We start from the raw sequence: 21004 nt of genomic DNA on the forward strand, positions 1-21004 counted from the left end.
GGGGCGTGCGCGGATGTCAAAAACAGGCCCGGCAGACGTAAGGGCGAAACTGTATATGGCGGCGATCGTAGCGATCAGGTGGAATGCCCCGGCGAAGGCGCTGTACCAGAGGCTAATCGCGAAGGGCAAAGCCAGCAAGGCCGCGCTTGGAGCGGTGATGCGCAAGCTGGTTCATCAGTGCTTCGGGGTGCTGAAAACGCGGATGAAGTGGGATGAAAATTACGCAGCTACCGCTTGACGTTCAAGACGGTAGCTACGGGTAACGTGCTGCCATTTGTAGCGGCGCGATTTATCGCGCAATTAAGAGAGCACCTGGTTTTCAGACGATGGGGCGGGCGGAACCTTCTCAGATCCAGACCACTGCCAGGCGAACCCATCATTTAAAATCCGCATACGGAATCAACGGTTGCGGCGGCATATCCATATCACCGTTCCAGCCCGCCATCGAATAACGCACATACAGCAAGCCGTGGCTTGGGGTGTAATCTTTCGCCTGCTGAATATCCATCGCCACCCCGACAAACCAATGCGGGGTTACGCGCCGCTCCACAATCGCCTGTAGGGTATAACCCACGCCGCTGCCGGAACTGCTGTCTGAGTAGGGATTCGACGCCAGTTCAAACCCCGGATTGACCGGATAACGCTGCTGCGCATCGGTTTTGGAATGCGACCAGGATACCGAGCCGCCGAGATCAAATGACCAGTTCTCGGTACGCTGGCGATATGTCACCGGCACCGAGAACGACAGATATTGCTGCGGGCTGTAGTAGCCACCCTGACCGAAGGTGTAATCGCTTAAATCCTTCTGGTAGTGCCACAGCATACTGTTCAGGCCAACGGTGGCGCGGCGGTTGTCCTCGTTGATCAACTTGTAGTAGTAACCCGCCATCATACGTTCGCGGGTGTTGTCTGCGACATTTTCCCCGGTCAGTTGATGCGCGCTGAGATCTGCCCAGACGCCATGCGCGCCACCCTGGTCATAACTCAACCCGAGCGAACCGCCAGTGGCGACCACGCCGCCCCAGGTTTTGCCGCCGTTGGTGGCGGGATCGCGTGCGCCCGCATAGGCCAGCAGCGAGCTGGAGATCGGGCGACGGGAGGCCGTCAGGGTGACGCCAATATCGTCCACATCGGTTTTCCAGCTCAGACCGCCTACCCAGTTGGTGACTTCAAAGCCGAGCGGCGTGGTACCGATATCGCCGGACCAGCGGTCGTTATGCCAGCCTACGCCAATCGCCGTACCTTCATCGCGCTGGGTGAAATCACGGCTACAGCCGCCGGAATTGGCATCATTACAACTACCGAAGCGATCGTTGTGGCTGTTGTTTTCGGTGGCAAAGGTGCCTGCCGACACCAGCACATGATCGACGCGGACAAAACTACGACCATCGGCCAGCGGCGTTTCCGCCTGCAACATGGTGGTGTGCGCAGTAAAATCTGAGCGGCCACCGGTGCCCTTGTCGCGCGAGTAATCCTGTTCCAGCGTGACGGTGGTGTCCTGCTGGCGATAAAGATCGGCGGCATCGCTGCGAATACCGCGCTTCAGCCAGTCATCCTGTGGTTGATTACGGGTCAGCCGGGTGTAGCTGTCGTTATCCTCTGGCACGGTTGCGCTGATGCCGCTGGCAGCCATCGCCAGCCGGTAATCCTGCTGCGCCTGTGCGGGCTGGCGTAACTGGGTTTCCAGCCGCGCCGCATCGCGATACACCAACGCTTTACTTTGCGAGGGCGCTTCCTGGGCGGCGCGGGTTTTTAACGTGTCAAATAGCCGCTGCGCCCGCAGGTTGTCGCCGCTGTTTTGCCAGGCAAGCGCCACCCGACGCCCGCTGTTGATACTTTCTTCTGCCACGCTATCCGGCAAGCTTTGTAACGCCTGACGCGCTTCCTGTGGGCGTTTCAGCGCAATCAACGCTTCAATACGCCCGAGGGCGGCGTCGTTATTATGCGCATCCTGGTGCAGCACCTGCTGGTAACCCGCCAGCGCTGTGTGCGCATCGCCGCGCTCCAGTGCCCAGTCGGCCAGCGTGATATCACGGCGTGAAGAGGCGGGTTGTTGTTTTAACAACGCGATCGCTGCCGCTTCATTGCCGCCATCGCGTAGCGCATTGGCGCGGGCAAAGACTTTTTGCTGATTCAGCCGATCGGCCAGTTCATGCATGTTGTCATCCCAGCGCGCCTGCGGCAGGCGATTGAGCGCCGCCAGCGCCGCGTTATCCTCATCGCCGGAAGACAGCCACAGCGCCCAGGCATACAACGCACTCGGATCCTGCGGGTGCTGGCGCACCATCGCTTCCATCACCGTGCGCCCCTGCGCGGCTTCGCCACTGTTGCGTAACGCCCCGGCCAGACGGTACGACAGCCAGATATCGTTGGGAGTATCCTGGGCCGCCTGACGATATTTCACCACCGCCTGATGCCACTGCCCCTGTTCCGCTAACGCATCAGCTTCGGCGCGCAGGCTATCGCTACGCAGAGTACGCAGCGTGTCGGCTAATCCGCGTTGCTGGGCGGCGGGCAGGGCGTTGATAAACGCCATCGCCCGCGCCGGGGATTGTTGCTGGTATAAACCCGCCAGGCGGCGCACCGCCGTGGTGTTACCACGATCAATGCGCAGCGCCAGTTGCCAGTAGCGTTCGGCCTGGGCCTCGTTATGGCGCGCCTGCGCCACATCGCCGAGTCCGATCAGCGCCCAACTGTCGCTGTTATCAATCACCTGGGCGTTGCGATACTGACGTTCCGCCCCATTGAGATCGCCTTTTTTCAGCGCGTTATCACCATTGTTGATTGCCAGCCAGTAACGGTTGGTTTGCAGCAACGACTGCCATTTCCCCACCTGGGTGCTGGCCTGACCGTGTTTGATGGCTTTTTCTAACCACATAATGGCCGCAGCACGGTTGTTGGCGCGCGCCTGGGCCTGGCCCATCGCCCCCATCAGTTCGGCATCATCAGGCGTGGCTTTTAGCGCCGCGCTGAGGGAGGCAATCGCCCCTGCGCCGCCTCCGGCATCAACCAGCGCCAGCCCGCGCATGCGCTGCCGCCAGGCTGGATCGGCCAGCAGTTTTTGCTGCCGCGCCAGCTCCTCCTGTCCACGTTGTTGTGCATCGCCAGAGGTAAATACGGTGAGATATTGTTGCAGGCTGGCGACACTCTGGTCGCTGACGGGCTGATTCTGGATCTGCTGTAGCCAGAGTTCTGAAGCGGCATCGCGGCCACCATCGCGCTTGGCGAGGTTGCGCAGTTGCGTTAGCGCTGCGGCTGGCTGATTGTTATCAAAGGCCATGCGCGCCAGTTGTAGCTCCACGCCGATATTACCGGGGTAGCGTTGTTCCAGCGCCTGTAATTGGCGATAGGCCGTCTGCTGCTGACCGGGCAGACGCGCCACCAGTTGCCAGTATTCCAGTTCGGTGTTCACATCCGGGAACACGCCGTGAAACAGCGCGTCCCACGCTTCTTTCGCTTCCGCTATGTGACCCGCGGCCGCCAGCAGTCGGGCTTGTTGCAACTGCTGACGGCCTTCGGCTGACATCAGTTTCATACCGGCTTCGGATTCATGGGCGGCGGCGGATTGCGGTGCCACACGTTTCAGTTCATCCAGTAACGTTTGTGCCTTCGCCAGATCGCCCTGACGCAGCGCCATGCGGATTTGCGCCGCCAGCACCTGCGGGTTGTCAGGATCGATTTTTTCCAGCCGGTAGAGCGATTGCTGCACCAGGTCATACTTGTTGGTCGACTCGCCGGTGCGGATCTGCATCAGTAGCCATTCGACCGGCGAAACCTGTGGACCGGCGGGCGCGGCGACCGCGCCCGCCAGCATCCCCAGCGTGGTGCTGAGCAGCAGCCCGAACCGCAGCGCGCGCGCTTTATTCATCGTCGTATTCTTCTGCCAGACGACGGCGGCTCACCATACGCATCAGACGCCATGCCATCAGGGCAAACAGCAGCACTACCACCACAGCACACAGCGCCAGCCAGACCGGATGCGTTGCCAGCATATTCCACAGACGCTCCCACCACGGCAGATGACCGACGAAATAGGTATCGCCAACCCGCAGGCTGTAGACACCAGACTCGCGAATGATCGAAGCCGAACCGAAAATCGCCGCGCGTTTGCCGCTATCCTGCATCGCGTTGTTGAGCAGATCCCAACCACGCGGGCTGTCGGCCAGCAAGGCGACCACGCTACGTTGATCAAAGAACGGCGACTGGAAGCCGACAATCACGCCCAGCGGGCCGCGTGAACTGATGGTGGTCTGACTTTCGACAGCGCGATCGCTGGCAGAAACCGGGACGTTAGGTGCGGCGATGGGGCGTGCTGGCATGTTGATCCAGCTACGGGCCGCCTCAACCAGCGCATTGATCTTGCGGTCATCCTGGAGATCGGCCGGGATGCTGCCGATCATCAGCAGATCGGCGTCGCTGCTTTTGGCTTTGCTCCAGTCGTCGCTCATTTGCACGCGCAACGCCGGATAGCCAGTTTGCGCACCGATGCTGCCCAGCGCATTCAGCAAGGTGGTCACTTCGTTGCTGCCTGGTTTTGGTTGTACCAGCACCAGCGACTGCGCCATGTCGGCGTAGCGGCTATAAGGGAAACCGGCGTTGGCGTACGCGGCCAGCGATGGCATTTCGATGTAGTGGCGATAGCCGGAGAAATCGATGCTGGAATGATCGTCAATCACCACATGATGGCCGACGGCGGTGACGGTTTCGCAACGGCCATCGGCAGTACCGCCAATAAAGGTGTTGGCGTAATCAAAGTCAAAACGCAGTTGGTTGACCACGCCAAGGCGCAGCGCCGGAATGGTCAGCTGGCGGCTGCTGTCCTGCAAGCCCTGAATCAGCGGGATATGCAGCAGTTGCTTGCCGCCGGTGTCCTTCGGCATCAACGGATAGTCCTGCATAAACTGATTATTCAGGTGTACCGCCAGGCGCGATCCATCCTGCTGCATCGGCGAGGTGTAGCGATAAATCAGGTCCATATCGATGCCGCGAGCACGTACCAGGAACAGATCCGGCGGCAGGTTGAGCGTCAGCGCGATCGGGTTGGGTTGCAGGCCGTCGGATTGCAGTTGGTTTTGGTACTGCGTCAGCTCGGCAAAGGTGGTCCGTCGGTCGGTGCGTACCCAGTTCGGCGCGTCATAGGCTTTACGCGGAGCCAGTAATTTGACGTCATCCACCGTTGAGGTATCACCGCGCAGCAGCAGCTCGCCCTGGGCAATGCCTTCGACGGCGGTCAGCAAATCTTTGTCGTCGCGACCGAGAATCAGCAGCATCTTCTCATACGGATTCTCCGGCTGGCTGACCATCATCACCGTCGGTTTTTGTACAGGCGGCATCTCCTTCAGGAAATCAGGACGCTGATCGTTAGTGGCGAATACCACCGCGTGTTGTTCTTTTGGCAGTTGGTTATACAGCACCGGGAAGGTCTGGCCGCGCCATTGCGCCTTGCTGCCAAAATACGAGGCGAGAATCGCGGCGGCACGTTGTTGTTGCAGGTCAGGTGCGGCGCTGAATACCATCGGCAGTTGCAGCGGTCGGCTGTCGCGGCTGTCGAAGAAAGGCTCCGGGAAGTGCGACAGATCGTTTTTCAGCGGCAGTTTTTGCAGCGTCAGGTCGAGCTTGCTCTCCTTGCCGATATCCAGCCAGATGGTGCTGTTGGCCGGGTTTTCACACACGTTGGCGTAATGGCCGACCAGTTCCAGCCGCACGCGGTTGAAGTCAGTGATAAAGCGCGGATCAATCGCCAGTTGAGTCTGATTCTCTTTGCCGAGCTGATCGGCGGTGATGGTGATCAGGCTGACCAGTTCATCGTTGAGATATACCTTAAGTTGCGACAGCGTCGGGATTAACGCCGGTGACGGACGATAGTTGAGGGTGAGTAGCGCGCGCGTCACCACCTCATCACTGCGCACGCCAAACTCAATCTGACCGGTCGGACCGGTGCCGCGCAACGTCATGCTACCCGGTGGCGGCGCGACCAGGTTGAACAGCAGTTGGCTGTCGCGCAGCGGTGCACCCGGCAGTGTCTGGTCGCTCACCACTGGCAGAGGGCTTTGTGCCGCCGCCTGGGGCGCAATCGGAGCAGCTGGTTGCGGGGCAGCCTGAGCCAGTGTAGCGGTGCTCAGGAGCAGGGCGGTGAACCAACTCAGTTTTTTCGTCATGGTCATATCATCAACTTAATGAGTGTTTTCTATTTTCACGCGGCCAGGTTGTTGTGGCAGCAGTGAGGCCAGCCAGTGCACCAGCGTGGTGAGCAGGCTGAATAAACGACGCAGCGGCGTTGGGCCGTACTCCGCCAGACGCAGGTAACCTTTAAAGCCCAGTACCATAATGTCGGCGAGGCTTTGTACCGGTTTGTCTTCCGGGAAACCGTCCTGCCACAGCGCCCAGGTATCGGCGCGGGCAAAGGTACACTGAATAAATTCAATGTGTTGTTCAGTGGATAGCTGATGCAGGCGGATACCGGCGCGGCGGCCAAAGACGCGTTGTACCTGGCAGGGGAAACTGAACTCCTGCTGACCGCGGCGCAGCAGCAGCCACACCGGTTCATCCTCTTGCAACGCATCTGCTTCGCGCAGCTCAACACCAACGCCACCGTCCGAGTAGTCGCGCAGCGTGCAGGGCACCATATGACCATCTTCGCGTGCAATGGCGGCAGGCATGGCGATCTCGACACGGTGCGCTTCGCGAATCTGCCGGGCCTCTACCGACACCGCCACGGCACCACCGAGGATGACCATGTTGTAGATCACCCAAATCAGACTGACCCAGATGGTCAGGATTTCATTGGATGGGCCGTAAGCCATGCGCCAGAAGGCCATCACAATCCCCGCCAGATTCAGCAGCACCAGGAACATATAGGGTTTGGTGATCACCCAGTCGAGATGGCGTTTCTCGACCAGTCCACCCTTGGCGGTCACGTTGAATTTGCCTTTGTGCGGATTGAACAGCGCTACCGTGGTCGGTCGGGCGATGTACCAGGCCAGCACCGTTTCATACACTTCACTCCAGAAGGAGTGACGCCAGCGGCCCTGAATGCGTGAGTTGGTCAGGCTGGTGTGCAGCATATGGGGCAACACATAAATAGCGATCGCCAGTGCCGGGGCATAGATGATGTAGGCGTGGCACAGCAGGAATGCCAGCGGTGCCAGCAGGAAAATCAGCCGTGGAATCCCCGCGAGGAAATGCAGCATGGCGTTGGCATAACACAGGCGCTGCACCAGTTTTAAGCCTTTGCCAAACAGCGGGTTATCCAGTCGGAAAATCTGTACCATGCCGCGCGCCCAGCGGATGCGCTGACCGATATGCGCCGACAGACTTTCAGTAGCCAGACCCGCCGCCTGTGGAATGCGGATATAGGCCGAGGTATAGCCGCGACGATGCAGACGCAATGAGGTGTGCGCATCTTCCGTCACGGTTTCGACCGCAATGCCGCCAATCTCATCCAGCGCATTGCGGCGCAGAACGGCACAGGAGCCGCAGAAAAACGCCGCATCCCAGGTGTCATTGCCATCCTGCACCAGGCCGTAAAACAGTGAGCCTTCATTTGGCGTCTGGCGGAAGCGGCCGAGGTTGCGCTCGAAGGGATCCGGCGAGAAGAAGTGATGCGGCGTCTGCAACATCGCCAGCTGTTTATCTTTCAGGAACCAGCCCATCGTCATTTGCAGAAACGAACGCGTCGGCACATGGTCGCAGTCGAAAATCGCCACATATTCGCTCTGGCAACGGGTTTTCAGCGCATGGTTGATATTGCCCGCTTTGGCGTGTTCATGCGTGGGACGCACCACATACTGCACCCCGACACTGGCGGCAAACTCGCGGAATTCGTCGCGTGTGCCGTCATCGAGAATATAGATATTCAGCTTATCGCGCGGCCAGTCGATACCCATCGCGGCGTAGATGGTCGGTTTCACCACACTGAGCGGTTCGTTATAAGTGGGCACCAGAATATCCACGCTCGGCCAGACGGTGATCTCCTCTGGCATCGACAGTGGATGGCGGTTGAGCGGCCACAGCGTCTGGAAATAGCCCAGCACCAGCACCGTCCACGAATAGGTTTCCGCGCCAATCAGCAGCAAGCCGAAGGCGAGGCTAATCGGATCGTCCCAGTTGAGGGTTTCGGTGTAGCGCCACCACAAATAGCGGCAGGAGACGGTGAGCGACAGCACGATCAGCATGATGGTGGAGAGCCGCCCCGGTACGCGGCGAACCAGCATCGCCAGCCCCCACAGCAGTAGCACGAAGACAAACTGCGTCATGATGCCGAAAGGTTGCGAGATACACAGCAACGCCAGCAGGCTGGCAGCAATGGCGGCGGTGATAAACAACAACTGGCGTGCGCGTGGTGGCAACCGTTGCAGACGCTGTTCGCTGCGTCGGATGACGCCACGTTTTTTCAACTGCAATGGCAGCGCGCCCAACCATTGATAGAGTTGTCGACGCCAGCGGAACAGCGGCTTAAAGGCGTTATTGAAGCGTTTACGCTCACTGCGTTCGCTATCGTCGAGCGGCAAGACCAGCAACAGCCACAGGCTTTGCAGTGCATAGCGCAGCACATCGAGCGGACGCGGGCGTTGCAGGGAGATTTGCGGGAAGTAGCGATGACGTTGTTGCAGGATGCGCTGCCAACCCGGTGTCTCCAGTCGCAGCAGTGACCAGGCAAGGATGCACCACATCAAATGCAGGATGAGGGTCGGCCAGGGTGTGCCATGGCGACGCGCCTGGCGGGCGCGTTGTTGCAACGCCTGCCACGCCTGCGGGATGAGCAGCCAGCGTAGCGGATTCATTTGCCTGCCCCGGCCACATTGAGCAACAGCCAGTTTGCCAGGGTGTTGACCTCTTCACTGGCAAGCGCGTGCGGGCGATATTCAGCCAGCGGTTGTTTCATCATCAGCGCTTCCGCCAGCGCTTCATCGCGATGAATGACCTGCGGAATCAGGTTGCGCAGTGAGCTAATCCACAGTTGATGCAAATCCTGCTGTAGCTTGCTGTTGGCATTGAACTGGTTGATCAAAAACAACGTGTGCGGCAGAAAACGCGGGTGATGCAGACGCAGCTGACAGTTGGCATCAGGGGTGAGTATCTGAAGCACCTGGTCTGCGCTGTGCAGGAACGGCAGGTGCCAGGGAGACACGTCTGCCGGTAAATCCAACAACAACCAGCGGTACTGAGATTTGAGCGTAGCGAAAGCATTAAGCAACGGTTCAGCAAATTTTTCGTCGAAGCTGCGAATACTTAATGTCTGCTGATGGGTTGTTGCGCCAAAAGGTAAGAAATCTAACCCCGGGCGGTAACGCTGTGCAGTCTGTTGCCAGGGCTGCTGATTGAGCAGGGCGGGCATCCATCCGGCGTCATGATTCACTGGCAAGTTGAAGTGGGTAGCCAGTTGATTCGCAGGGGAAAGATCGAGCACCAGCACCGATTCCTGTAGCGCGTTCAGCGCCCAGCCAAGCGCCGCGCAGAGCGCAGTGGCGCCACAGCCGCCGCGCAGTCCCTGAAGAGCAATCACCGGCATTAGTGTTCAGACTCCTGAGTGGCGGATAATTCCTGCAAAAGCGGCCAGTGTGACAAAAGGGTATTCAGGCGCTCTTCCCGGGCAATATCAATGTAGTGAAACGCCTGCAATGAAAAGGCCTCACTTAAGGTATTAATGTCATCCTGTTCTTCACGGGTTCGCGATACCAGCGAAAAGGCATTTTCTGTTTTCATTACTTTTTTGCCAGCTAAAAACGACAATCGAAGAGTTACGATTATATTTATTGATATAAGTTTAACGTTGGCGAAAACGATAAACACCCGCACAGATCAATGCGTTTTGAGTTAGTTCAACGTTTTTTTATTTCAGCAGTTCCAATCGTCGCCGTCTATAATAAACTAGCCTGGGTTGTACAGATCGCGAATCTAATATGAAAAATCACTATGCGCTCGGCCTGCAACAGGTTCAACAGGAATTAATTACACTGCAAACGCCCGGACTTTACTGGATCACCTGCCAGCGGCAGGAGGATGCGCGATCGTTTCTGCGTCAGGTGATAAGCCAGCAACAGGCTGCCACACTGATTAGCTCAGACGAAAAACCGCAGGCATTGCTGACGCCCGATCCGACCGGTGGCCCGGCGCGTATTCCTTTATTTTCGTTGCCGGCCAATAAACTCTCCCTGCAACAACTGCAAGGAGATTTTGCGCGTGTAATGAATAAGCGCAGTGGTCTGGTGTTGTTTTATAGCAACGCCGCACATTGGGTTAAATTATCGCAGGAAGAACTGGCGATTTGGCTGAAGCGCATGCGTCGTCAGTTAATTGAAAAAAACATGACGCTGCTGATGATAACTTCTGGCACATCAATAATTAACCTGCGGAATTATCTCCAGCGTTATTTTCGCCAGATTGATGGTGTCGCTCATTTAGATTATCAACAGGATAGCTGGCAATATCGCATTAACTGGTGGTATTCCGCTGACCAACTGTTAGCGGATCGCGCGATTCGCCTGAATTACATCGAAAATCAGTTTATTGCTGCCAGCGAAGAGGAACAAAATATTCCGCTCAGCCTGAACGATGAGAATCAATTTCTTGCCGAGCAGGGCGTGCTGGAAGGCGCTCCACCTTTTTCCGCGCAGTGGCAATTGTTTAGCGACAATGATGGGGTTTACTCGCGCGCGCAACAGGCCAACGCCGCGACGGTGATCTTTAGCCTGGCAAATAACCATGATATCAACGCCCTGGCAAAAATGGTCCATAGCCTGCGACGCTCGCGTGGTAACGCGCTGAAGATTGTCGTACGCGAGATGAATACCAGCTTGCGATACAGCGATGAGCGCCTGCTGCTGGCCTGCGGCATCAATGCAATTGTGCCCACGGCGGCAACTTTGTCGCGCTTCCTTACCACGCTGGAAGGGATTCAGGGGCAGCAGTTTACCCGTCATGTGCCCGCTGACTTGCCTGCGTTGATGCAGGCTTTACAGCCGTTGCAGCAGCGCGGTTTTCTGCCATTGAATGCGTTTTGTGGCGCGGTACAGAAGCTGATGAAAAACACGCTGTTACCGGAAAACGATAAAGGTTTGATGGTCGCGCTGCGCCCGGTGCCGCAGCTGAAGCCGGAACAGGTGTTGACGTTGTGTAAACCGCGCCGTTTCGGTGACCTGGTGACGCAGTTGGATGATCGTCTCTACCTGTTCCTCTCCTCATGCCGTTTTAACGATTTGGACATTGCGTTGAAATCCATTTTCTCGCTGCCGCATGACGAGTTGTTCAGCAATCGCATGGTGTGGTTCGAAGACAACCAAATCGTATCGGAAGTGAATAAAATCAGTCAGCTGACACCGGTGACGCACCAGGATCTGCCGGTGGAGCCGGTGACCCTGGCTGCAACAGCGCCAGACCCGGTGTCGCATGAACGCGCGGCACCACTTCCTCAGCCGATTACCCTGAATATTGATGGAGCGCAGTCCTGATGACACTAATGGATTGGGTGCAGGTCATCATCCTGCTGCTACTGATTCTGCTATTTCTCAAATCCCTGTTGGTGCGCTGGCTGCCGCGTAGTAGCAACAGCCTGCTGATGCGCCTGCTTCCGGCTCGTGCGCTGAAGTCCGAGGGAGTCTGGCAACGGAATACGACGAAAACGGATAGAAAACCGTCATGAGCGATAAAAAATCTTCGGCAAGCGGCTGGTCGCTGCACGGCTCCTGGTGGCGTGGCCTTGGCGGCTGGAACTTCTATTTTCTGCTGAAGTTTGGGTTGCTGTGGTATGGCTACCTGAACTTTCACGCCCTGAGCAATCTGGTGTTTCTTGCCTTTCTGCTGTTCCCGCTACCCTCGCAGCGCTGGCATCGGCTGCGTAACTGGGTGTCACTGCCGATTGGCTTTGGTCTGTTCTGGCACGACACCTGGCTACCTGGTCTTAGCTCGATTCTCAGTCAGGGCGATCAGGTTGCGGGGTTTTCGACCGCTTACCTGTTGGACCTGCTCGATCGCTTTATCAACTGGGAGATGATCGGCGCCGCCTTTGTGCTGTTGGTGCTGTATCTGTTTGTCGCGCAATGGATTCGCATTACGGTGCTGGTGTCGCTGCTGTTGATTTGGCTGAACATCGTTACCATTGCCGGGCCATCCTTTAATTTGCTGCCGGGCAAAGCTGCGACGCCGGAAGTGGTGTTGAATGATCAACCGGCTGTGGCCGGTAAAACGCCCGATGTGCTCGATCAATCTGCTGCACCCACCAGTGCCAACCTCACCGCGTGGCTTAACCGTTTTTATGACAGTGAGCGGCAGCGCGTGACCCATTTCCCGGATAGCCTGCCCGGCGATTCGCAGCCGTTCGATATTCTGGTGCTGAATATTTGTTCGCTGTCCTGGTCGGATCTGGATGTGGCGCAACTGCGGAATCATCCGTTGTGGCACCACTTCGATATCATGCTGGATAACTACAATTCGGCCACCGGTTACAGTGGCCCGGCAGGGATTCGCCTGTTGCGTGCCAGCTGCGGGCAGACCTCGCACAGCGATCTGTATAAACCCGCCGATCAGCGATGCTATCTGTTTGATAATCTTGCGAAGCTGGGCTTTAAGCAGGAGCTGGTGATGGATCACAACGGTGTCTTCGGCAACTATCTGAAAGAGATGCGCGAGGACGGGAATATCCAGGCCCCGTTAATGTCGCAGGCGGGTATCGCGCCAGAACTGACCTCGTTTGACAGCTCGCCAATCTACAATGATGGTCAGCTATTGCAGCGCTGGCTGGATGACCGCAGCAAAAGTAACGATGCACGCAGCGCCACTTTCTATAACCTGATTCCGTTGCATGATGGCGTCCGTGAACTGGGCAGTACGCGCACGGCCGCCTGGCAACCGCGCGCTAAAATGCTGTTTGACCAGCTCGATACTTTCCTGACCAATCTGGAGAAATCGGGCCGTCGCGTGATGGTGGTGGTGGTGCCGGAGCATGGTGCGGCATTGCAGGGCGATAAGATGCAGATGTCAGGTCTACGCGATATCCCCAGTCCGTCGATTACCCATGTGCCGGTGGGCATCAGCTTTATCGGTATGAAGGCACCGCATCAGGGCCAGCCACTGACAATTAATACCCCGACCAGCATGCTGGCGCTTTCCGAGATCATTTCCCGTGTGGTGGATGGCCAGGTGTTCAACGCGCCGAATGTGAATATGTCCGCGTTGACCGATAATCTGCCGCAAACGCCAGTGGTGTCGGAGAATGATAACGCGGTGGTGATGATGTATCAGGGCAAGCCGTGGATTCGCCTGAACGGCGGTGATTGGGTGGCGTATCCGCAATAAATAATGGCCTGACACCGAAGCGGCGTGATTTATCGCGCAATCTTTTGGTCGCGTGAAGCAAAACCCACGCGATAAATCGCGTCGCTACGGATGTGTATTTATCCGAATAACGTCGTTTGATACCACGCGAACCCCGATTTTGCGACTTTCTCCCGGCGAAAAAAAACCGTGATCTGGGATATACTTGCTGCGCATTTTCCTGTCTGATAACACGGCTTAGAGTTGCCAGGAGAGATTTTGTTGCGCGTCAGTCGTTCCTTAACGATAAAGCAGATGGCCACAGTCTCCACCGTGGCGTTAGTTACCATCTGTATTTTTATCGTCATTCAGTTATTTCATTTTGTGCAGCAGCGCAGGATTGACTACGCCCAACAAATGGAAAATGTGGCGCATACCGTGCGTCAGCCGCTGTCTGAAGCGGTCCTGAAAGCCGATATTCCTCAGGCAGAACATATCCTTAACACCCTCAAGCCCGCCGGTATTTTGTCGCGTGCGGATGTGGTGTTACCCAATGCATTCCAGGCACTGCATGCCGATTTTGAGGTAGAGAAGCCGGTGCCGGTGCTGGTGGCGCGTTTATTTGAGTTACCGGTGCAAATTACCTTACCGCTTTATTCTGTTGAGCGAACCGGGCTGCCAAAACCGATTGCTTATCTGGTCCTTCAGGCGGATTCATCAAGGGTGTATCAGTTTATCCTGAGTACGCTTTCAACCATGATTACCACCTATTTATTGCTGGCGCTGATTTTGTCGGTGTCGATTAGCTGGTGTATTAACCGGCTGGTGGTCCATCCGCTACGTAATATCTCGCGTGATTTGCAGGAATTGCCACCGCAGGCCATTCTGACGCATAAACTCACGCTGCCGGAAAATCATCGCGATGATGAAATTGGCATGTTGATTCGCAGCTATAACCGTAATCAGCAGGTGCTGGAGTCAATTCATGATGAGATGAGCCGACTGACTACCCATTTTGCTGTTACTGATTTGCCAAATCGTACGTTGTTTCTGGCTCTGCTTGATCAACATATCCATCACCGGCATCGCCCTGACCCCTGGGGGGTGATGGTGATTCGCATTGATACGTTGCAGGAAGCCAACGGGGTACTGAGTGACGATCAGCGCGATACCCTGATGCTGACGTTGGTGGAGAAAATTCGCAGCACGATTGACGATCATACGCTGCTGGCGCAAACCGGACCGAGTGACTTTGCGTTGCTGCTGAAGCGTGCGCACAACCCGTTCCGGGCGATGCGCCTGGCGCGCAACCTGATGTTGCGTATCAATCAGCCGGTCAATCTGCAACAACTTCAGTTACGTCCCAACGCCAGCATGGGTCTGGCGCTGCATGACGACACCCCAATCTCCGCCAGTGAGCAGCTTGATCGTGCGACTTCAGCGATGATGTCGGCACGTCATCAGGGTAAAAATCAGATCCTGTTTTTCGATCCGGCACTGACCGAGCGGGCGCAAAAGCGCTTAACCCAGGAACACGACATTTTGCAGGGGTTGCAGGATGAGGAGTTCGCGCTTTATCTGCAACCACAAATCAATATGGCCACCGGTGAGCTGGCGGGAGCGGAAGCCTTGCTGCGCATGCGTCAGCCGGATGGTAGTTGGGGATTGTCGGAAGAGTTTATTGCCAGCGCGGAAGAGATTGGCGTGATTGCTTCGATTGGCCGCTGGGTGTTCGAAGAAGCGTGTCGCATTATCGCCGCCTGGCAGAAGCAGGGAATTAACATCCCATTGAGCGTGAATATTTCGGCGGTTCAGCTACGGGATGCCAGCGTGGTGACTCATTTGCAGGGGTTGCTGGAACGTCATCGTATTACGCCGGGTAACTTTGTGCTGGAAATCACCGAAACCGCCAAGATTGGCGATGCCGAGCAGGCGATAGCGCTGCTGCGCATGTTGCAGCAAACGGGTGTCGCTGTGGCACTGGATGATTTCGGCATGGGTTACTCCAATCTGAACTATCTGCATCAGTTTAAAGCATTGCCGGTCAACAAGTTAAAGATGGATCGCAGCTTTGTTGCTGCGCTGCCGGATGATGACACTATGGTGCGTATCGTGGCTGCCATCGCCGATATCATCCATCTGGATGTTATTGCTGAAGGCGTGGAAACGGCCGAGCAGCGCGACTGGCTGTTGGCACGCGGTATTACCATCGGTCAGGGCTATCTGTATGCTGAAGCACTGCCGCTCAACATCTTCAATCAACGCTGGCTTGACAAGCTATCACCCACCAAATAATCACCTGATTTATTGATTTTCCTTGCGAATTTACATAACTCTCGCTTGCTGAAGCGTTTCAGTTCATAGTTAGAGTTTTGTAACTTTTGTAAGGAATGTAAGCCTATATTAATCGCGTTAACCGGATGTTATTTTCCTCAACGTCGGCAGGGCCTTTCCCGGACCCGCTACATGGCATGACATCATTAAATTAAATAAATGACGGATAAATCCGTCTTCACTGGACACCTGTTATGAAAACCTCGCTGTTTAAAAGCCTCTACTTTCAGGTGCTGGTTGCCATTGGCATCGGCGTTCTGTTAGGCCATTTTTATCCTGAGTTAGGCGCGCAGATGAAGCCGCTCGGAGATGGCTTCGTCAAGCTGATCAAGATGATCATCGCCCCCGTGATTTTTTGTACGGTGGTGACCGGTATTGCCGGCATGGAGAGCATGAAAGCAGTTGGGCGGACTGGCGCAGTGGCGCTGCTCTATTTCGAAATTGTCAGCACCATCGCGCTGATTATTGGCCTGATTGTGGTCAACGTGATTCAACCTGGCGCGGGCATGAACATTGACCCCGCCACGCTGGATGCGAAAGCGGTTGCCATGTATGCACAGCAGGCGGAACAGCAGGGCGTGGTTGCCTTCCTGCTGGATGTGATCCCCAATAGCGTGATTGGTGCCTTTGCCAGCGGCAACATCTTGCAGGTGCTGCTGTTCGCGATTCTGTTTGGTTTTGCCCTGCATCGTTTGGGTGACAAAGGCACGTTGATTTTCAACGTGATTGAAAGCTTCTCGAAAGTCATCTTTGGCATCATCAATATGATTATGCGTCTGGCCCCGATTGGTGCATTTGGTGCGATGGCGTTCACCATTGGTAAATACGGTGTCGGTTCGCTGGTACAACTCGGTCAGTTGATTATTTGTTTCTATATCACCTGTATCTTGTTCGTGGTGGTGGTGCTCGGCCTGATTGCCCGCGTGGCAGGTTTCAACATCTTTAAATTCGTGGCGTATATCAAAGAAGAACTGCTGATCGTGCTGGGCACGTCCTCTTCGGAGTCTGCGTTGCCGCGTATGCTGGACAAGATGGAACGGCTTGGCTGTAAGAAATCGGTAGTAGGTCTGGTGATCCCGACCGGTTACTCGTTCAACCTTGACGGTACCTCCATTTACCTGACGATGGCCGCCGTATTTATTGCGCAGGCAACCAATGCGCATATGGACGTCATCCATCAGATCACGTTGTTGGTGGTGCTGCTGCTGTCGTCGAAAGGTGCGGCGGGTGTGACCGGCAGTGGCTTTATCGTGCTGGCGGCAACCTTGTCGGCGGTGGGACATCTGCCGGTGGCCGGACTGGCGCTGATTCTGGGGATTGACCGCTTTATGTCCGAAGCGCGCGCCCTGACTAACCTGGTCGGTAATGGTGTGGCGACCGTGGTGGTGGCGAAGTGGGTCGGTCAGTTGGACGAGCGCCAGTTGAATGAGACGCTTTCTTCAGCGAAAAAGGTGAAAAACGCACCGGAATCTTCGCTGTAAAGCGACAATTGCGTTAATTTTCCGGGAAATGCCCGCTGTGACTTGCCCTCACAGCGGGCATTTGCATAATAAACCCCATTGATTTTTTTCCCGGTTTTTCACCTCGTTGCGCGACATCCCGGCCATCTTGTGGTCAAAGAGTCAGTTGAAGAATAAACGTGGCGGCAAACTGCCGCATCGGTCAGCCTCTGAGCGACCGCACGCGCCGTGATAACGAGTGTTGATCTGTTTGATAGGGGTTCACATGCAGGGCACCAGAATTCGGCTTTTGGTTGGCGGATTGCTGTTGGCAGCATCCGGTTTTGGCGTGCATGCCGAAACACTCCAGCCTGATCCCGCCTGGCAGGAAGGCAAACTGGACAATGGTTTTAGCTGGCAATTGCTGACAACGCCGCAGCGTCCCAGTGACCGCATAGAGCTGCGCCTGATCGTTAACACCGGTTCGCTGGTGGAGAGTGCACAACAAACCGGCTTCAGCCATTTGTTACCGCGTCTGGCGTTGGTGCATAACACCGCGCTCGATACCAATCAGCAACGCGCTTTATGGCAACAGGCGATGGATCCGCATCGTCCGCTGCCGCCTGCCATATCGTCATATGATTTCACCCAATACAATCTGAGCCTGCCGAATAACCGTCCGGAGCTGCTGAAAGAAGCACTGAACTGGCTGTCGGCGACCGCAGGCAAGATGGCACTGAATGAACAGGTGGTGACGACCGCGCTGAGCGCGTCCGATCCAATCGCCACCTGGCCGCCCAACACCCAGGATGTCTGGTGGCGCTATCGCCTGAAAGGCTCAACGCTGCTGGCGCACGATCCTGGCGAACAACCTCGCGCGCCAGTCGATATCGCACAGCTGAAGAATTTTTATCAGCAGTGGTACACGCCAGACGCCATGACCTTATATGTGGTCGGCAATGTTGACAGCCGCAGTCTGGCGGAGCAGATCAACAAAGCTTTTGCGCCGCTACAAGGTAAACGGGCATCGCCGGCGGCAATGCCGACGCTGTCGCCGTTGCCGCATCAACCGGTGAACCTGGTCAATGGGGCGATAAATCAGGATCGTCTGTCGTTGGTGTGGGACAGCCCGTGGCAACCGATTCGCGATTCGCAGAACCTGGAGCGTTACTGGCAGAGCGATCTGGCGCGTGAAGCCTTGTTCTGGCATGTACAGCGTGCCCTGGCCGACAGCAAAGCGCAGAGCGTTCAGGTGGGCTTCGACTGTCGTGTGCTGTATCAACGCGCCCAGTGCGCCATCAATATGGACAGCCCTAACGCTTCACTGCCCCAGAATATGAATCTGGTAGCAAAAGAGCTGGCGGCGGTGCGTGATAAAGGGTTGCCGCAGGATGAGTTTGACGCGCTGATGGCGCAAAAGCTGCTGGAGCTGAACAAGTTGTTCGCCACCTACGCACGTACCGACACCGATATTTTGATGGGGCAGCGTCTGCGCTCACAGCAAAATGCGGTGGTAGATATCGCTCCGGAGCAATATCAAAAACTGCGCCAGTCATTTCTTGGCGGGTTAACGCGTGATCAGCTTAATCAGGAACTGCGTCAGCAATTGACCCAGGAACTGACGATGGTGTTGATCCAGCCGGAAGGTGAAGCGGAAACCAATGTGAAAATGTTGCAGGAAAGCTGGGATAAGGTGATGACACCACCAGAGACACCGACCACCCCAGCCAGTCCGGATGATGTCAAAAACGACGGCAATGCCAGCAGCAGTGAGCTGGCCCCGCCATCGTCATAAGCCTCAGGTTTTTGCCCGCAGCCACTCGGTCACCAGCATCGGCCAACTGGCTAAGGGCAAATCCGCCACGCCACGGATGCCAAATCCGTGGCCGCCTTTCTGATAAAAGTGGATTTCTGCCGGTACGCTGTGTTCGCGCAGCGCGCTGAAGAACACCATGCTGTTATTGATTGATACCGTTTCATCGTCAGCCGCGTGGATCAGCAGCGTCGGCGGCGTCTGGCTATGCACCCGTGTTTCCAGCGAATAGGCATCTATGGTTTTTTGATCCGGCCAGGCACCCAATAGCCGGGTGCGGGTACTTTCATGGGCCAGCCCGTCACGCATGCTGATCACCGGATAAATCAGCACCATCGCGTCAGGTCGGGGCGAGAGGCTGTCAGCCTGATCCTGCACCGGGTAGATTTTCTCAGAAAACCGCGTGCCGAGGCTGGCGGCAACATGGCCACCGGCGGAGAAACCCATCATCACGATATATTTGCCGTTCATCGCACGCTGCGCCCGATCGCGCAGTACCCGCACGGCACGCTGCGCATCGGCTAGCGGCGCATCCGGGCCTTCGTGATGACCGTCGTAAGGTAAACGGTAGGTCATGACCGCCAGTGTGTAACCCATTGAGGTAAAGAACGTCGCCAGTGCGCTGCCCTCGCGATCGATCAACACCCGTTGATAACCGCCGCCCGGAGCCACCAATAGCGTAATACCGTTGGAGTTTTCGGGGTGCCAGATAGCCATCTCCGGGCAGCGTACTCCGGTGGCAGCACGATCATAGGGTTCATATTCTTTGGCGAGATCGACAATCTGCGGCTGTGCGCGTGAGTCGCTGGCACCCGGTGCATCACCGTGCGGCCAGATATTAATAATTTCTGTGTGCATAAATCGGTCCTGAGCGAATCATGTTGTCGTTTTTGTGGTCGCGGCCGGATCAACAGCATCCTGCTGTTATTGATTAAAACATGGTCTTTTTTATGGCGATCGTCCAGCCGAAAAGCCGTAATTCAGACAGAATCGGACTATGCCTGGCGCACCTTTTTGTTGCCATAACGTATTGAATTTAAAATCATATCTTAAGCCTGGCTAAAGTAGTCAGGCATGGATTGGCAGGAAAATGGATCTCAGCAGGCGTCAGGGGAAACTGCCGGGAGGAAGTGCTGATTTAAGGTAAATTTCTGGCAATTGTTTGTTAGCCAGCGTGATGTTTGAGACGCCCTGACGTGCAGGGCGTAGAGGCATTACTGTGGCATTGCGTCCAGAGGGATGATCGCGCCGCGATGTTGAATCACGGTGCTGGCGGTGAGATGACCGCGGGCGGCGGCGGCATCCGGTGCCGCACCCTGTAAACGCAGCGCCAGATAGCCTGCGCTAAAGGAATCGCCAGCGGCAGTGGTGTCGATCACTTTCTCTTTTGCCAGTTTGATGGCGGGCACGTCGTAAAGCGGCGCATCACCAACGGCCACCAAACAGGATTCAGCGCCACGTTTGATCACAATCTCCTGCACGCCTGCGTTGCGGGTGCGGGCAATCACCGCTTCCAGTGGCTGTTCACCCCATAACAGATGTTCATCATCCAGCGTCAGAAAGGCGATATCGGTATGCTGCAACATCGCAGCATACGCCTGCTGCGCACTGGCTTTATCGGCCCACAAGCGCGGGCGATAGTTATTATCAAAAATCACTTTGCCGCCGTTCTGGCGGCACGCGCTGAGCAGGTTCATCAGCTTCTCGCGGCTGGCGGCAGGCAAAATCGCCAGGCTGATGCCGCTGAGATAGAGATAATCGTAATGGGCCAGTTGTTGGCAAATGGCCTCAGATTGCGGGCTGTCGAGCCAGTAGCGCGCAGCGGCATCGCTACGCCAGTACCAGAAGGCCCGCTCGCCGTGCTCGTCGGTTTCGATGAAGTACAGACCCGGCATTTTGTTGTCGAGTCGCTGGATCAATCCCGTTTGAACCTTCTCCTGCTGCCAGGCGGCAATCATCTGGTCACTGAAGCTGTCGGTGCCGAGGGCGGTTACGTAATCAACGCGCAGCTGCTCAATGTCAGACTGACGCGCCAGATATACCGCGGTATTCAGCGTATCGCCGCCAAAACCGCGTTTGATGTTCTCACCTTTTTCGGACAGCTCAATCATGCATTCGCCAAGGATGGCGATTTTCTTCTGCGTCATGGTCTTCGGCCTGTAGTGAA

At 56.3% G+C, this 21004-nt stretch carries 14 protein-coding genes; 7 read left to right on the forward strand and 7 right to left on the reverse strand.

Annotated features, from left to right (window positions below; translation table 11 throughout):
- Nucleotides 1–238 (forward strand): transposase (locus tag CTZ24_RS00650; RefSeq protein ID WP_208724519.1); only part of this gene is annotated, 238 nt, incomplete at its 5' end.
- A 138-nt stretch (nucleotides 239–376) separates the two neighbouring features.
- Here the strand turns inward: CTZ24_RS00650 and bcsC are convergent.
- From bcsC to bcsR, 5 genes are read right to left on the reverse strand one after another with little or no spacing between them, the layout of a single operon-like run.
- Nucleotides 377–3868, reverse strand: coding sequence for a cellulose synthase complex outer membrane protein BcsC (bcsC, locus tag CTZ24_RS00655; RefSeq protein WP_208724520.1), 3492 nt, complete (start codon nucleotides 3866–3868; stop codon nucleotides 377–379).
- Nucleotides 3861–6158: a cellulose biosynthesis cyclic di-GMP-binding regulatory protein BcsB gene (gene bcsB / locus CTZ24_RS00660; protein ID WP_036625822.1), complete on the reverse strand. Its 2298-nt coding sequence runs from the start codon at nucleotides 6156–6158 to the stop codon at nucleotides 3861–3863. The genes bcsC and bcsB overlap by 8 nt, the downstream gene beginning before the upstream one ends.
- A 15-nt stretch (nucleotides 6159–6173) precedes the next feature.
- Nucleotides 6174–8783, reverse strand: coding sequence for a UDP-forming cellulose synthase catalytic subunit (bcsA, locus tag CTZ24_RS00665; RefSeq protein WP_208724521.1), 2610 nt, complete (start codon nucleotides 8781–8783; stop codon nucleotides 6174–6176).
- The gene (gene bcsQ / locus CTZ24_RS00670; protein WP_208724522.1) at nucleotides 8780–9511 is read right to left on the reverse strand and encodes a cellulose biosynthesis protein BcsQ; all 732 of its coding nucleotides are present in this window, start codon (nucleotides 9509–9511) and stop codon (nucleotides 8780–8782) included. The genes bcsA and bcsQ overlap by 4 nt, the downstream gene beginning before the upstream one ends.
- The gene (gene bcsR / locus CTZ24_RS00675; RefSeq protein ID WP_021183761.1) at nucleotides 9511–9705 is read right to left on the reverse strand and encodes a cellulose biosynthesis protein BcsR; all 195 of its coding nucleotides are present in this window, start codon (nucleotides 9703–9705) and stop codon (nucleotides 9511–9513) included. The genes bcsQ and bcsR overlap by 1 nt, the downstream gene beginning before the upstream one ends.
- Before the next feature lie 197 nt (nucleotides 9706–9902).
- Here bcsR and bcsE point away from each other — a divergent pair, with 197 nt between their 5' ends.
- The 6 genes from bcsE to CTZ24_RS00705 all read left to right on the forward strand — a co-directional run bounded on the left by bcsE (nucleotide 9903) and on the right by CTZ24_RS00705 (nucleotide 18819).
- Nucleotides 9903–11450 carry a cellulose biosynthesis protein BcsE gene (bcsE, locus tag CTZ24_RS00680; RefSeq protein ID WP_208724523.1) on the forward strand — a complete coding sequence of 516 codons (1548 nt, stop codon included), beginning with the start codon at nucleotides 9903–9905 and terminating at the stop codon, nucleotides 11448–11450.
- Complete coding sequence (gene bcsF, locus CTZ24_RS00685; RefSeq protein WP_208724524.1) at nucleotides 11450–11641, forward strand: cellulose biosynthesis protein BcsF; 192 nt, start codon at nucleotides 11450–11452, stop codon at nucleotides 11639–11641. The genes bcsE and bcsF overlap by 1 nt, the downstream gene beginning before the upstream one ends.
- On the forward strand, nucleotides 11638–13293 hold the full coding sequence (gene bcsG, locus CTZ24_RS00690; protein WP_208724525.1) for a cellulose biosynthesis protein BcsG: 1656 nt from the start codon (nucleotides 11638–11640) through the stop codon (nucleotides 13291–13293). The genes bcsF and bcsG overlap by 4 nt, the downstream gene beginning before the upstream one ends.
- 240 nt (nucleotides 13294–13533) lie before the next feature.
- Nucleotides 13534–15546, forward strand: coding sequence for a biofilm formation regulator HmsP (hmsP, locus tag CTZ24_RS00695; RefSeq protein ID WP_200864661.1), 2013 nt, complete (start codon nucleotides 13534–13536; stop codon nucleotides 15544–15546).
- A gap of 233 nt (nucleotides 15547–15779) precedes the next feature.
- Nucleotides 15780–17066 carry a dicarboxylate/amino acid:cation symporter gene (locus CTZ24_RS00700; RefSeq protein ID WP_208724526.1) on the forward strand — a complete coding sequence of 429 codons (1287 nt, stop codon included), beginning with the start codon at nucleotides 15780–15782 and terminating at the stop codon, nucleotides 17064–17066.
- 244 nt (nucleotides 17067–17310) lie between these two features.
- Nucleotides 17311–18819 carry a M16 family metallopeptidase gene (locus CTZ24_RS00705; RefSeq protein ID WP_021183767.1) on the forward strand — a complete coding sequence of 503 codons (1509 nt, stop codon included), beginning with the start codon at nucleotides 17311–17313 and terminating at the stop codon, nucleotides 18817–18819.
- Nucleotides 18820–18822: 3 nt separating this feature from the next.
- Here the strand turns inward: CTZ24_RS00705 and CTZ24_RS00710 are convergent, their stop codons facing one another.
- Nucleotides 18823–19695: an alpha/beta hydrolase gene (locus CTZ24_RS00710; protein ID WP_021183768.1), complete on the reverse strand. Its 873-nt coding sequence runs from the start codon at nucleotides 19693–19695 to the stop codon at nucleotides 18823–18825.
- 356 nt (nucleotides 19696–20051) lie between these two features.
- The gene (gene kdgK, locus CTZ24_RS00715; protein ID WP_208724527.1) at nucleotides 20052–20984 is read right to left on the reverse strand and encodes a 2-dehydro-3-deoxygluconokinase; all 933 of its coding nucleotides are present in this window, start codon (nucleotides 20982–20984) and stop codon (nucleotides 20052–20054) included.
- Nucleotides 20985–21004 lie beyond the last annotated feature (20 nt).

Source organism: Pantoea phytobeneficialis (genome assembly GCF_009728735.1).
Classification (GTDB): Bacteria; Pseudomonadota; Gammaproteobacteria; order Enterobacterales; family Enterobacteriaceae; genus Pantoea; species Pantoea phytobeneficialis.

Bases quoted from the DNA above. Each gene is read 5' to 3' on its own strand.
- bcsC (WP_208724520.1), bottom strand. From the start codon at position 3,868: ATGAATAAAGCGCGCGCGCTGCGGTTCGGGCTGCTGCTCAGCACCACG.
- bcsB (WP_036625822.1), bottom strand. From the start codon at position 6,158: ATGACGAAAAAACTGAGTTGGTTCACCGCCCTGCTCCTGAGCACCGCT.
- bcsA (WP_208724521.1), bottom strand. From the start codon at position 8,783: ATGAATCCGCTACGCTGGCTGCTCATCCCGCAGGCGTGGCAGGCGTTG.
- bcsQ (WP_208724522.1), bottom strand. From the start codon at position 9,511: ATGCCGGTGATTGCTCTTCAGGGACTGCGCGGCGGCTGTGGCGCCACT.
- bcsR (WP_021183761.1), bottom strand. From the start codon at position 9,705: ATGAAAACAGAAAATGCCTTTTCGCTGGTATCGCGAACCCGTGAAGAA.
- bcsE (WP_208724523.1), top strand. From the start codon at position 9,903: ATGAAAAATCACTATGCGCTCGGCCTGCAACAGGTTCAACAGGAATTA.
- bcsF (WP_208724524.1), top strand. From the start codon at position 11,450: ATGACACTAATGGATTGGGTGCAGGTCATCATCCTGCTGCTACTGATT.
- bcsG (WP_208724525.1), top strand. From the start codon at position 11,638: ATGAGCGATAAAAAATCTTCGGCAAGCGGCTGGTCGCTGCACGGCTCC.
- CTZ24_RS00700 (WP_208724526.1), top strand. From the start codon at position 15,780: ATGAAAACCTCGCTGTTTAAAAGCCTCTACTTTCAGGTGCTGGTTGCC.
- CTZ24_RS00705 (WP_021183767.1), top strand. From the start codon at position 17,311: ATGCAGGGCACCAGAATTCGGCTTTTGGTTGGCGGATTGCTGTTGGCA.
- CTZ24_RS00710 (WP_021183768.1), bottom strand. From the start codon at position 19,695: ATGCACACAGAAATTATTAATATCTGGCCGCACGGTGATGCACCGGGT.
- kdgK (WP_208724527.1), bottom strand. From the start codon at position 20,984: ATGACGCAGAAGAAAATCGCCATCCTTGGCGAATGCATGATTGAGCTG.